The organism is Bacteroides sp. 51 (genome assembly GCF_010500965.1).
Lineage (GTDB): Bacteria > Bacteroidota > Bacteroidia > Bacteroidales > Bacteroidaceae > Bacteroides.
This window is the reverse complement of record NZ_QVMI01000004.1, coordinates 38,642-53,186: the sequence shown is the minus strand read 5'-3', so window position 1 is coordinate 53,186 and position 14,545 is coordinate 38,642. Positions and strand designations below refer to the sequence as shown.

Here is a 14,545-nt window from a genome sequence, read left to right as displayed (position 1 = left end):
CTTTTTATACTTCAATCCTCTTCTAATCTGATAAGCAAACCCCTCTCTTATATTTTAAGAGAAATATCTTATGGGAATTATAAATAAAAATGGAGCTTTGATGATGGCTATTGGTGCCGATGCCTCTGATTTGTATCGTAGTTTAAATCAAGCTGAAACAAGGATAGATCAGTTCGGTAATTACGCCAAAAAGGCAGGCGTGGCATTAGGAGGAGTGTTTGCTATTTCAGGTGCAAAAGATTTCCTTTCTCAGCTAATAAAAGTGCGTGGCGAGTTTCAACTTATGGACACTGCGATTCAAACGCTTGTGGGAAATAAAGAGAAAGCAGATGCCTTGCTTTTGAAAGTTAAACAATACGCATCCGTTTCTCCGTTAGAATTTAAAGATGTAAGTAAAGCAACACAAATGCTTCTGTCTTTCAATATAGAAGCGGAAAATGTGCCAAAATATCTTGAGGCGATTGGAGATATTTCAATGGGTGAAACTGCAAAGTTTAATTCACTTGTACTCGCTTTTTCTCAGATGTCATCTACTGGAAAGTTGATGGGGCAGGATCTTAACCAGATGATCAATGCTGGATTTAACCCTCTTCAGATCATGGCTGAGAAGACTGGTAAATCAATCTCTCAACTCAAAGATGAGATGTCGGCAAGTGCGATCTCCTCAGAAATGGTTCAGCAGGCATTTATTGATGCAACGAGTGCAGGTGGTAAGTTCTTTGGAATGTCTGCCAATGCTGCAAAAACTATACCTGGTCAGATTTCCGCAATGAGCGATGCGTGGGATACTATGCTGAATACTCTTGGCGAAAAGAGTGAAGACGTAATTTCAGGGTCCATACAGGCCGGCACAGCATTAATCGAAAATTATGAAAAAGTAGGTAAAATTCTTCTTTCTCTCATTGCCACGTTCGGAGCCTATAAAGCAGCTGTGATAGTTGCTACAGCAATTCAAAGAGTGCACGTCCAAATGCAACTTCAAGCAGCATTGGCAGGAAAAGCATTAACAGTATCGCAAGCTTTACAGGCTGTTACTGCTTCAAATTTATCACGTGTTTGGGGTGTTTTAAATAAAACTATGCTTGCAAATCCTGCTGTTCTCATTACTACTATTGTCATTGGTCTTGTTTCTGCAATGTGGGCATTGTCTGATTCTACGAAGGCAGTTGATAAAGCGCAAAGGGATTATAATAAGAAAAAAGAAGTGGCTATTCAGAAGGAGCAAGAACATAAACAGAAGATTGAATCCCTCATTTCAAAAATAAACGAAGCGACTACCGCTGAGCTTGATCGTACTGGCGCATTAGACCAACTAAAGGCTGCTTACCCTGGCATAATTGAAAAGTATATTACAGAAGAAGGTCACCTGAGGAATATTATTGCACTGAAAAAGGAGATTGCAGAATTAGACTCTCAGGCTAAGGTGGAAAGAAGTCAAATTGATCTCAAAACCCTTGATGATAAAATACGAAACAAAGAAGAATATATCATGGGGATGTCTGGAAGCAAAGAGGCTATTCAGGAGGAGATTGATATGTTAAATGAGTTGAAGCGTCAACGTGCAGATGTCCAAAAGACTATCAATTCAGATACCCTTAATAAGCGAATCGTAGAAGCTAGAAAAATGTCTGATAGCGATCTTAACAAAATGATATCAACGTTAAAAAGACAGTTTGGTGCAGTTTCGGATGAAAGTATTGGACAGTTCGATCGTTCGGAAATTGAAAATTACATAAAATCACTTGAAGATATACAAAAGGTACGTGCTAACACAGTGCAAAATGAAGAATATTGGAAAAAGCAAAAGGAATCTGCTGAAAAAGCAATAAAAGCCATTGGTTCCGAGCAAAAAAAACTGCTTGATGCAGGTAAATTTGAAGGAATTGACCCTGCCATAGTCAAAACCTATCAGGAACAAAGTAAACTTCTGAAAGAGGCCAATAAAGAGTTGGAAGTCTATAATGATACTTCTGGTACCAACAACAAAATCCAATCCTCCGCTTACGAACTTCAGCGGGATGCTGATCGTCGACGTATCGATCAGATGCATGATGCTGTTGATCTGGAAATAAAGACTCGTGAGGAAAACATAAGCCAGCTTGAAGATTCTTACGAGAAAGAGGCTAAAATGCGCCAACTCAGCTATGACAAAGAGTATAACGATGTCTTAAAACAACAAGAACGCATGCTCCGTGCCCAACAGGATGCTGAGTACGACGAGTGGAAAAAAAAGAACCCGGATTACCAGAAGAAAGGACTTGTGTTTACTCCCACTACAAAGACGGCTGATCAGTTACCTGATGATCAAAAGAAGCAGCTTGAAGGCGGGTTTAATCTGGCGTACACAAGAAACGAGGGTGCGGAAAAGGATTCCTTGAAAAGATTATTGCAATCATACCAGGATTATGACACCCAACGCCTGGAAATAGAAAAACGTTTCAATAATGATATAGCTGAGTTACGTAGGCAAAGAGAAGAAGCACAAGCGAAGGGTGACACTAAACTTGTAGAGCAGATAGACAAAGCACTGGCCCAAGCAACGAAAGACAAGGGGAAAGAACTTATTTCCTTTGATTTCGATATGCTCAAAAAGTCTCCTGAGTATGTCAGGGCATTTGAAGATTTGAAGAATACTTCTTCCGAAACATTAGGCTCATTGTTAACGCAGCTTGATGAAATGAAATACAAGGCTGCCGAAACAATGAATCCGGATGAGTTGCGGGAATATACTAGTACGATCCAGTCAATCATTGACGAACTTGTAGAGCGTGATCCGTTTAAAGCACTAGCCGAATCTCAAAAGCAACTTACTGCTGCCGGAAGCGAACTGGCTAATGCTCAGGCTAGACTATCACAAGTAAGAAATGGCGCAAAGATAGTCACCAAGTCCGAGAAGAACGAGAATGGTGAACTTGTAGAAACCTACTTGTCCGAGAAAGATGCTATTGCCGACGTCAATAAAGCAAAGGACAATTATAGAAAAGCATCCAACACCGTTGTCAAGGCTCAGAAGGCGGTCTGTGAGCAGATGAATGAACTGTTCGATGCTCTTTCAAATGTAGGTAACGCAATTGGTGGTACCGCTGGTGAGATAATAGGCTTTATTAGTGATATTGGTTTGTTCGCCAGTACTACTATGGAGAGTATTACCAAGGTCTCTGATACTACTTCTAAATCTTTACAAGCAATAGAGAAGGCTTCGGTAATCCTTGCTATCATTGGTGCCGCCATCCAATTAATGCAGAAACTTAGTTCTTTTATTGGAAGTGCCCATGATGATTATTTGGAATATGCAGATAAGATTAAAGATATAAACCGGTTAACTGATGCCGTTAATGAGTATGGAATTGCAGTAATTAAAGCTCGCCAAGAAGAGGAGAATTGGTTTGCTGTAAATAACCTTCGTAACCTAAGAGATGCCAAGGAACTCAATAAAGGATATAAGAAGGCGTATGATTCGAAGCTTGAAGAACAGCAAGCAATCTATCAAAACAAGTCAGGTGGCGGGTGGCTTGAAGAATTATGGAAGCCTATAATGTCTGGGATAGATAGCACATTTGGAAAGCTATATGGCTTTAATATCCTACGCGAATATGAAGAAGGAACGACTGCTGCTGCAAAAAATCTGCGAGTTGAAACGCAGTCTCATAAAAAATACTGGTGGGGTGGGAGTCGATCACAAAAAACAGAAGATCTTCAAACGTGGATAAATAATAATAAAGACAAATTCGAGGGGTTAGATACCCAGCTTTTTGATGATCAGGGCATGATCAATACTGAGTTGGCAAAAAGCCTATTGGATAATTATGGTGATAAACTTGTCGGTCAAACAGAAGAGACTCTTAAAGCCCTTGTCGAGCTGAAGGAGCAGTACGACGAGTATATGGAGCAATTGCGTGAATACGTTTCCTCCATGTACGAGCCCATTGTTGACAACTTTGTAGATTCTCTCTGGGATTGGTTTGATGAGGGCAAGGATGTTCTTGATTCTTTCAAAGATTATGCCTCCGACACATTCCGCGACATCGTTACAGATGCGATGAAGACCCTCGCCATGAGCAGAATCTTCGATGGGTTCGATGATCAGCTTACCGATCTTTATGAGAAGTACGCTGCCGGAGAGATGTCAGAACAGGAACTCATGACTGCCGTGGCTGATCTCATGGGAGGTATCAACAAAAAGATTGAGGCAGAAACACCATTTATGCAAAACTTTATGAATGGTGTGAATTCAGCTTTCTCGAATATGGGATTTGATTTGAGAGGAGATCAGGAGCGCGAGGCTTCCAAGAAAGGCTTTGCTTCCATGTCTCAGGATTCAGCCGATGAACTTAACGGACGCTTTACTGCCATGCAGTACACAGGCGAACAGATCAAGGAGTTAGCCGGTGTTATCCAGTTAGACGTTGCCGACCTGAAAAAGATAGGTATGACTGCCGGTGAGACTCTCGCGGACATGCGTGAGATAGGCTTAAATCAGGTACTCTACCTAAAAGAGATCAGCAAAAACACCAGCGAATTATATATTATGAATGAGAGGCTTGAAAGCATGGACAGTAATTTGAAGAGTGCGAAAGCCAGCCTTGATAGCATGGATCTGAAAGGCTTAAAACTAAGACAATAATAAATTCTATTTATTAACTATTTAACAATATCAATTATGAAAGTAAATGTAACCAAGAAGAGTATCAGTGAAGTATATACTGATGGCAAAGCAACCCAGCAAGTTGATTCTATTGAATTTGCGGTAGTCGGAGATAACGGCGAATCCCTGGGACAGGGTTCGGTATTCAAGGAAGGTATCAGCTTATCGCTGTATGGCGTATCAGGTGATCCGGAGAAGAATATTAAAGTTCTTAGCGATACTGTATTGCCTCTATTCATTAACTCTAAAAAGTAAGAAACATTATGAAGATTGATTTAACGAAACTGAATACCGAAGTGAGATTCGGTGAGTTTGCGCCTATTAACTGTGCCAAGTTTGTATCAAATGAAATCATGGGCATGACATCCAGCCTTGAATTAGAGGAAGTATGCCGTGCTATACATGATACTGATGGTGAGGTTGAGATGCCAGAGGAACAAGTTGCGCCGTTCCTTGAGTTGGTTATGATCAGCGACAGCATCCTTGCAAGGGTGAAACGTGCTATCAAGGAACAGTTGGATTCAACTTCTAACTTGACTCTAAAATCTACGATGATTGCACCACCAAAGAAGAAGGCTAAAAACTAAAAGAGAGAGGATTGCACCCTCCCTCTCCAGGTTATCCCCTCCGTACGGTTCTCCGTACTGTTGTGCGAGTAGTCACACGAACCTGAGTTCTAACCCTGATTTTAACAGTAGCCATATCTGCCAGATTTTAAGCAGGCGACCATGACCCCGCCTACGTGAGCCATATTCAATATCTTAGATTTGGCAGGTTGGCTAAATACTGTTACTTGGCAAAAGTAATTATTATTTTATTACAATTAAAAATAATAGACAAATAATCAATATAATAAAAGAATGACTGGGAAACTATTCGTAGATGGTAAAGACGTATATACGCTATACGATGTTTTTGTAACCGATGGTGGATACAATGAGTTGGTTAACTTTCCTCCTCTGAAAAGCCTTGATAGCAACAATTGGGCAGAGGAAGACGGGGAAGAGTTTGACCTATCATCTCTTGTGTTAGATTCCCGGGAATTCAATATCAAGTTTGCGTGTACCGATTTATTCTCAAGGTTTGGGACTTTCATTAATCTACTGTCTGATGGAGCCTATCACTACTTTGAGTTTAAGGATATTGACAGGCCATACAATTTGCGCATGACGACCCAGAACGCCTTATCTCTTGTATCTACTGCCAAATCATTTACATTGAGATTTGCCGATGACTTTCCTCTTAATTCCGAGGAACATGTATACCAGGAGCCAAGTAGCACTATCAATTCACTGGAAGGTTATGAACTGGATGGCCGTAGCCTGTCTGATTACGGGATAACCGTTTTAGAGGGTAGCTTGTCTGAGGTATTGAAATCCCCGGCAGTAAAGAAAAACCTTCTGGTAAATATCAACTCGAAAAACGGTGCTATCTACGATGGTGAGTATGTCCAGTTCCAGACCAAGGATGTTAAACTCAACTGTCTCATGCGGGCAACTTCCTTAAAGGAGTTCTGGCGTAATTATGAATCATTTCTATATGATCTGATCCGCCCTAAAATAGAGGAACCCTACGAACGTATGCTTTACGTGGATGAAACCGGTTATGAGTATCCCTGCTATTATAAGTCTTGTTCCGTAACCGACTTCTCACCGGTTGGTGATATTTGGTTTCAGTTCAGCTTAACCCTTGTATTTACATCGTTCCGGGTTTCAGAAGAAGAGTTCTTCCTTGCCTCAGAAGATGGTTTTTTGATTATTACAGAAGACGGTGAATTTGCAATAGATCTATCAACATATGTCGATTAAAAGAGTAAGAATAAGTGATCTTCAATTAGGAAATGATCTCCGCGGTCTATACACCATAGGGGTTAAAACCATAGACGGAAGGCAAACGAGTGTTAAAGTAGGCCTTGAGTTCGTAAAGGATGCTGCCGACAATGCTAATGCCGCCGCTGAATCCGCTAAGAAAACAGAGGAGGAAATCAAAACGGCTGAAGCGTTACGTGTGCAAGCTGAATCCTCCCGGGCTTCCAGTGAGGCGATACGAGTTTCCAATGAATCCGGTCGCGTGTATGCCGAGTCAGTGAGAGTTTCCAACGAAACCGCACGTAAGTCTGCTGAGACTGGCCGTGTAAATGCTGAAACATCCCGTGTCTCGGCAGAAACGGCACGCAAGACAGCAGAGACGAACCGGGAAACTGCTGAATCTACCCGTGTTTCCAATGAGAATGCACGTAAAACAGCAGAAACGGCACGCATAAATGCCGAAACGTTACGGGAATCTAATGAATCAGCACGGAAGGTCGCAGAGACAGCGCGGGCAAATGCTGAATCAATACGTCTGACCAACGAGACTGCACGCGTAAATGCAGAGAATATCCGCATAGCCAATGAAGAAGCCCGTGTAAGTGAATATGGCGCGATCATTGCAGCTACCAACAAAGCAAAGGATGATGCTATCCTAGCCACTAAAGATACAAAGGAAGCTACTGCAAAAGCTATCGCTGAAACAGAGAACCTTGCCGGGATGAAAGCCGATGTCGTTGCTGCTACAAATAACGCTAACGAAAAGGCCATCCTAGCTAACACTGCTGCGGGTAATGCCAATGCTGCCGCAAGCAATGCGAATGAAAAAGCCGGACTAGCAAATACGGCAGCCGCTAACGCCAACGAAAAGGCAGGACTTGCCAACACTGCCGCTAATAATGCAAACGAAGCTACAACGCATGCTAACACAGCTACAGGAAAGGCAAACGAAGCCGCTACATCCGCTAATAACGCTGCGAAATCCGCAAACGATGCTGCTACTGCTGCCAACAATGCAGCCGGTAGTGTAGATGCTGCAAAAACCAATGCTGAGAACGCTGCCATAGCTGCCAACAATGCTGCTACAAGTGCAAATACTGCGACTGGCAAGGCGAATGAAGCTACTACCAATGCTAATGCTGCTGCTGTGGCAGCTAACGATAAAGCTGGGATAGCAAACACTGCCGCGATCTCTGCCAATGCTGCTGCTACCAATGCCAACGAAAAGGCAGGACTGGCAAATGTTGCAGCAACCAATGCTAACACCGCTGCGGCTAGTGCTAAAGAAATATCAGAGAACCCTCCCAAAGTATCCGCTACGGGTACCTGGTTGCTATATAATCTTGCTCAACATAAGTATGTTGATAGTGGCTTATCTGCCCGGGCACATAGTCCATACATTCAAGGTGGTAACTGGTGGGTGTATAATGATGATCAGAATGCATACTATAACACAGGAATCCCCGTATCATCTACCTACGAATTAACGAAGGCTAAGGTTGAAGCGGTACTTACGGGAACTATCAGTAGTCATGCTCACCTGTATGCTGCTTCTACTACTGCTGGCGGTCCAGCTACGAGTGCCAATAAGGTTAATGCAGCACTAACCATTTCACTCAATGGTAGTTCGCAAGGCGCGTGGGATGGTTCGGCGGCAAAAACTATCAATATCACACCGGCAGCCATCGGCGCGGCGGCTGCATCCCATGCCCATAACTACTTGCCCTTTCAGGATACTAGAAGTGCAGAATATGCTCCTTACAATGCAGCTATCCCTAAAGGACTAACGGCAAGTCACTTAAAAGGCAACTCAATAGATGGCTTAAATGATGGAGGAACATACCACAGTTCTGTATATATTCATCCCTGGGGAGATTCAAGTGGTGGTGCTGCTCATAATTTAGCATTTACAGACAATGGAAATATGTGGCTGCGTAGCGGTGCAAGTGCATGGGGAGCCTGGAAGAAGTTTCTGAACAGCTCAAACTACAATGAATATGCGCCAACAAAAGCCGGTGGTGGAGCAAGTGGAACATGGGCCATTGGTATTACCGGCAACGCTGCAACAGCATCCTCAGCTGCTGCCTGTACTGGGAATGCGGCTACGGCCACAAAATTACAGGCTGCACGAACAATCATTATTGGTAGTACGGGTAAATCATTCGATGGATCTGGTAATATTTCCTGGTCACTAGCGGAAATTGGTGTTCCAAGTACTACAGGAGCAAATGCATCGGGCACCTGGGGGATCAATATTCTCGGTCAGGCTAATGCTGTTGCATTAAGTGGGATAGCAGATTCTACAACCTATGGGTCATATGCGGGGATTATTCAAAATTCAACCACAGGGCCTAATAATGGAACTTGGTATAATAAACTAAAAATACTACATAATAACGCTGAAGGTTATTTCACTGAATTGGCCATGCCTTTTACTGATAGTAACCAAAGGATGTATTATAGGAGTATGATAAGTGGTGCTGCACAAGCATGGAAAGCTATTGCATATACATCTGATATTCCGTCGTCTCTACCTGCATCAGATGTTTACGCCTGGGCGAAGGCTGCAACCAAACCGAGTTATACGGCTGCCGAAGTAGGAGCTGCCGCTGCTAGTCATACTCATAACTATGCAGGATCAAGTACCGCGGGTGGAGCTGCTACTACTGCACTTGCTTGTACCGGGAATGCGGCGACGGCTACCAAACTGGCCACTGCCCGGAAAATAACATTAACAGGGCCTGTAAGTGGAGAAACAACTTTTGACGGCAGCGGGAATGTGACACTCGCTACCCTGTTAAACAGTTCCACACTAAAAGATATATCTGGATGGACCGGGTATCTCCCTCTAACATCATCAAGAATAACCGCACAAATAACAGAGAATGTAGTTGCAAAGAATAAACTTTATGTTTTAGTATTCACAAGAACCCTTGCTTTAGGCTGGCTTTACGGAGAATCAGTTGGTTCGATTGCCGATCCAAATTCAGTCTCAATGTTAGTAAGTTCCGGAACATGGAATAATTTAATTACCGGCATGTCTGCATATAATAGGACATTTGAAATAAACTTTACCAGTACTCCTGCAAATTTCGGTGGACTTTATAAAATATACTCAATTGATTTATGAAAACATATATAAAAATAGCTGAAGGAGAAGAGATCATCCAGGTATTGGATTACCGTGACTCACGTTACGAGTTAATTATTGACTCCATTGATTTAAGCGGCTTCATCGAAGTTGAACTAACGGATGAGCAAATAGACAGTATATCTAACAGGACTAAGCGCCTTTCTCTCATTGATGGTCAGGTAGTAGCGTATCAGGCGACTACTGAAGAGTTGGCAGTGAAATTACTGGAAGCTAAAGAAGAGAAAATAGCGAAAATCATAGCCTATGACAGTAGTAATGCTGTAAATTGCTTCTACGTTTCTGGAATGCCAATGTGGTTGGATAAAGCCACGCGCACAAGCTTAGCCTATACCATCGAAGTAGAAGCGGAAGCTGATCAACAAGTTACCCGCTTATGGTATGACTCACAGCCGCCGGTGCCGTTTGATTTACCGATTCCGGTAATGAGGAAAATGTTAAGTGCCTTGGAGCAATATGCTAAGGTTACATACGATGTTACACAAGGACATAAGGCGGCAGTGTATGGGCTTGAAACAGTAGAAGAGGTTCAGACCTATGATTACACTGCTGGTTATCCTGAAAAGCTAAGTTTTGAGTTATGATACCTGTAGAGATTAAAATATTCGGTATAGCAGCTAATGTGATAGAACTGGCTATATGTGTGGTTGCTTTGTCTGGTGTATTGATCGGGATCAGGAAATACCGGCGGGAGCGAAAAGAGAAACAACGTTTTAACAATCAGAAGTAAATAAGATATGAACATATACTTTAATGGTACCAATCTTGAACTGCTGGTAAATGATGAGAGTTACCGGTACCGAGCGATCAAGGGTGAGCATAGTCTTACACTTTATTACTCTCTTCCTGAGCATATAGAGATTCCACTTGGTGCATACTGTATTTATGAGGGCGAAGAGTACACACTGGAAAAGCCTGAGAACTTCACGATGCACAACACCCGGAATTTCGAATACACATTGATATTGGATGCTCAACAGGCAAAACTAAGCAAATATAAATTTAAAGATGTAACCTCCCGTAAATTGAAGTTCTCCCTGACGGCTAAACCGGAAGAGCATTTAAAAATGTTGGTTGAGAACCTGAATCAACGGGAAAGCGGCTGGTCCGTAGGGGATTGTATAGAAGCGAACGAGAAGGTTATTTCATATAACCATGCATACTGCATTGACGCGCTTTCTCAAATGGCCGATGAGTTTGACACCGAGTGGGAGATTGATCGAAAGAGAATCAGCCTGCGTAAAGTTGAATACAACAAAGACTTTCCCCTTCCGCTTTCCTATGGACGTGGAAAAGGCTTCAAATCCGGTGTTGGGAGAGCAAACGAGGGGAGTAAGCCTATTGAAATCCTATATGTACAAGGAGGTGATAGGAACATTAACCCTAGCGTATACAAAAGCCCTGAGTTATTGTTACCCAAGGGACAAGTCCTCGAATATGAAGACAGGAAATATATTTCAGATGCAGACGGTTTCTATATTCGCCGGTTAGATAAAGACCTGGTAACAGGAGTAGAGGATAGTTTAGACTGTTCACATATTTATCCAAGTAGGGTAGGTGAGGTTACTGCGGTTGAAGTGGTTAATGCTGAAAAACACTTCTATGACTTCATTGATAGCTCTATACCGGATGACTTAAACTTCAAAGACTGTTTGATACCCGGTGAAACTATAACCGTTATATTCCAATCTGGCATTCTGGCCGGTAAGGAGTTTGAAGTGAAATACACTCATACAGGAAAAGTAGATGGTGAAGACGTTGCTATACGTCGCTTTGAAATAGTACCTCAGGAACTAGATGGCAGGACTATGCCGGACGATACATTCAAACCCAAGAAAGGTGATACGTATGCTGTATTTGGAATATCCCTGCCTGATACTTATGTGTGTAACAATACAGAACAAGTCGGTGCATCATGGGAGATGTACAAAGAAGCTGCAAAATTCCTATATGAGAACGAGGGGCAGAAGTTTACATTTACCGGAGAGCTTGATGGAATCTGGGCTAAAAGGGATTGGCCAAATATTGGCGGTCGCATCAAATTGGGTGGATACATCTTTTTTAGAGATGAACAGTTTGAACCCGAGGGTGTGTCCATCCGGATAGTAGGAGTAAAGGATTATATCAATAACCCACACAGTCCGGTTATTGAGTTATCCAACTCAGTTGTTGGCAGTACCATTTCAAGCGACCTGAAAAAGATTGGTAGTAATGAGATTGTAGTTGATAACAAGCATAAAGATGCTCTTCAATTCACTAAACGTCGCTTCCGGGATTCCATTGAGACGATTGCAATGCTTGAAGATGCACTGCTCGATAACTTCACCAACTCAATATCACCGATAGCTATTCAAACGATGTCGCTGTTGGTAGGTGATGAGAGTTTGCAGTTCCGTTTCGTGGAAAGCAAAACCGATCTTACAGAAGTTGCGCATAATGTAATATGGGACAAAGAAACCAAAATACTCACATCCCCAAAGGGCATCTTACAGCACATGACGCTTGGGATAGATTCCATATCATCCAGTCACAAACCTAACGAATATAAGATTTGGACTGTTTATGAGTTTAACAGCCCACCTCTTACCGATGGTTCTAAAAAGTATTACCTATACGCAAAAGTTTTTAATACGGATGAAATGGTATCATTCGGATCATTTTATCTCAGCGAGAAAGCCATTGCCATGGAAGAAGAAAAAGGTTTCTATCATCTTCTTATGGGTATTTTGAATAGCGAGTATGAGGGTGAACGGAGCTTTGTAACATTGTATGGTTTCACTGAGATTCTTCCCGGCAGGATCACTACGGACCGGGTGGTATCTTCCGATGGGCAGAACTTCCTGGACTTTGTGGCTAATGCCTTCAGGGTTGGGAACTCTAGTACCTTTCTGGATTTTAACACCAAGGGGGATGGTAAACTCAGGTTGAAAGGTACCCTTATTCAAAATGAAGGTGGCGATGAGGACATTGTCGGTCTATTCCGGGGAGTGTATTCGGACCTATATGTCTATTATCGGGGCGATGAAGTAGTATATGAATATGAAGGTAGTACATCTACCTATAGATATATCCATGAGTACCCAAGTAAAGGGAATCCTCCTACAAATACCACATACTGGATGGTAGTCGCTCGAGGTAGGCCGGGTGAGGATGGTGAAGGAACTCCCGGTAAGGACGGAGACTTTTATGAATACCGGTATGCAGTTAATGGTTCAAGGATTGCACCACCCAACTTAGATGTTACTGCTTTCGAACCTGAAGGTTGGATTACCGAGATGCCGTCCGTCAATGATTTACAATACCTCTGGTGTACGGTTACCAAGAAATCTTCGACGGAACTACTTCAAAATTGGAGTAAGCCGGTAAGGATGACTCCCCATGATGGCAAAGATGGTGAAAACGGTGGTCCGGGTCCGTCAATGGTATACCGTGATGCATACAGTGACGATAAGATATATTACGGAACCAGTAAACGGGTTGATGCCGTTAAATTTCTCGGTAATTATTATGTCGCCCGTTCTGATGCCGGAGACGGTTTTGAAGGTCAGCCACCCGTTGTAAATGGCGTGATCAATAGTGACTATTGGAATGATTTCGGGGCACAGTTTGAAAGCATTGCAACAAATCTGCTTTTGGCAGAGAATGCGAATATAGCCGGTTGGATATTCACCAGGTACGGAGCAGTAATGCAAAAGATTTACTCTCAAAACACGACTAATGATGGAACTTCAAAAGCTACTCTGGATGGTGTAAATGCAAAGCTTGAATTAGCATCTGATACCACTAAATATAATCCTACAGGTGGTTTCTATAATGTAAAACAAACGATCAACCTAAGTAGTGGATCAGGATTACTCGAATCGAATACAACTGAAGGCGACAAGGCTTACTTTAGTTCGCAGGGAATTTATGCAAATAGTGCCGGTGTAAAGCACGAGACGAATGATTTCAATGAAGATGGAAGTTTTAAAGATATATATTCATCTATTGTAGCTTTAGGAAATAGAAACCTGCGAAAGGGGGATGTGTATAATGAAAGAGTTGTATGTGGGGTATACGGTGATGCTATAAATAATTATTCAGATCCTTCTTATGTTTTTGGCGGATATTTCAGAAAGTTGCTCGCACTCGGATTATACTTTGGTTGTAGACGAATTGATAAAAACACCTGGCTTACAGGTACTCATTGTTATATTTCTGCAATGAATACCTCTGATATAAACGTGTACTTGCCATCAAAACCACAAATAGGACAAATTATTATGATCCGGAGGGTAAACTCTTCAAATGTTACCATACAAGGAAATGGAATAGGTATTCATGTAGATAGTAGTACTACTGTTACTTCTAAAACTACAGCAAGAGGGGATACGGCTGTTTTGATTTATGATGGACAAAATTGGAATTTTAATTATTGGGTAAGATAATGGATATACGAGCAAGAATAATAGATAAGTACATGGTAGATGTACTTGATATAGATGAGTTGAAGCAAGCTGAGCTATTCAGGTTCAATCAAGGGTTGAATGATCTAAACTCTGATGAAGAATCAGAAGAGTATAAAGCTATCAAAGCGGAGTATGACGCTACTATCCAAGAACTAGATGAGATGGCTCATTTCTCAGAAAGTGAGACACCGCAAGTAGGAGAGTATGAAATCGCTGTTCCCTATTATGAGGAAATAGAAGGCGTTGTATACCAGAAGTGGGAAGTACGGTCGAATGATCCTTATTTGATCTCAATGAAGATTGGAGAACTGAAGAAGGAGCTTGCTAACGAGGATTATAAGATAACCAAATGCTATGAAGCTAGCCTGATTGGAGAGCCTGCTCCCTATGATGTACTTGCCCTACATCAAGAAAGACAAGCGATCCGGGATAAGATAAATGGGCTTGAAAACCAACTTCAGTGATATATTTATAATTAGGGATAACAATAAAC

At 42.1% G+C, this 14,545-nt stretch carries 9 protein-coding genes; all 9 read left to right on the top strand.

Annotated features, from left to right (window positions below; translation table 11 throughout):
- Positions 1–70: 70 nt before the first annotated feature.
- On the top strand, positions 71–4,624 hold the full coding sequence (locus D0T87_RS04895) for a tape measure protein (RefSeq protein WP_163173382.1): 4,554 nt from the start codon (positions 71–73) through the stop codon (positions 4,622–4,624).
- Between the two features lie 36 nt (positions 4,625–4,660).
- Complete coding sequence (locus D0T87_RS04890) at positions 4,661–4,900, top strand: hypothetical protein (RefSeq protein ID WP_163173380.1); 240 nt, start codon at positions 4,661–4,663, stop codon at positions 4,898–4,900.
- A gap of 8 nt (positions 4,901–4,908) precedes the next feature.
- Complete coding sequence (locus D0T87_RS04885; RefSeq protein WP_163173378.1) at positions 4,909–5,232, top strand: hypothetical protein; 324 nt, start codon at positions 4,909–4,911, stop codon at positions 5,230–5,232.
- A 273-nt stretch (positions 5,233–5,505) separates the two neighbouring features.
- On the top strand, positions 5,506–6,453 hold the full coding sequence (locus D0T87_RS04880) for a hypothetical protein (protein WP_163173376.1): 948 nt from the start codon (positions 5,506–5,508) through the stop codon (positions 6,451–6,453).
- Positions 6,443–9,583: a hypothetical protein gene (locus D0T87_RS04875; protein ID WP_163173275.1), complete on the top strand. Its 3,141-nt coding sequence runs from the start codon at positions 6,443–6,445 to the stop codon at positions 9,581–9,583. The genes D0T87_RS04880 and D0T87_RS04875 overlap by 11 nt, the downstream gene beginning before the upstream one ends.
- Complete coding sequence (locus D0T87_RS04870; RefSeq protein ID WP_163173374.1) at positions 9,580–10,188, top strand: DUF4376 domain-containing protein; 609 nt, start codon at positions 9,580–9,582, stop codon at positions 10,186–10,188. The genes D0T87_RS04875 and D0T87_RS04870 overlap by 4 nt, the downstream gene beginning before the upstream one ends.
- A complete protein-coding gene (locus tag D0T87_RS04865; RefSeq protein ID WP_163173372.1) occupies positions 10,185–10,334 on the top strand; it encodes a hypothetical protein in 150 nt (49 codons plus the stop codon). The genes D0T87_RS04870 and D0T87_RS04865 overlap by 4 nt, the downstream gene beginning before the upstream one ends.
- 7 nt (positions 10,335–10,341) lie before the next feature.
- Positions 10,342–14,031: a hypothetical protein gene (locus D0T87_RS04860; RefSeq protein WP_163173371.1), complete on the top strand. Its 3,690-nt coding sequence runs from the start codon at positions 10,342–10,344 to the stop codon at positions 14,029–14,031.
- The gene (locus D0T87_RS04855; RefSeq protein WP_163173369.1) at positions 14,031–14,516 is read left to right on the top strand and encodes a hypothetical protein; all 486 of its coding nucleotides are present in this window, start codon (positions 14,031–14,033) and stop codon (positions 14,514–14,516) included. Before D0T87_RS04860 ends, D0T87_RS04855 begins: the two co-directional genes overlap by 1 nt.
- The last annotated feature ends 29 nt before the right edge of the window (positions 14,517–14,545 follow it).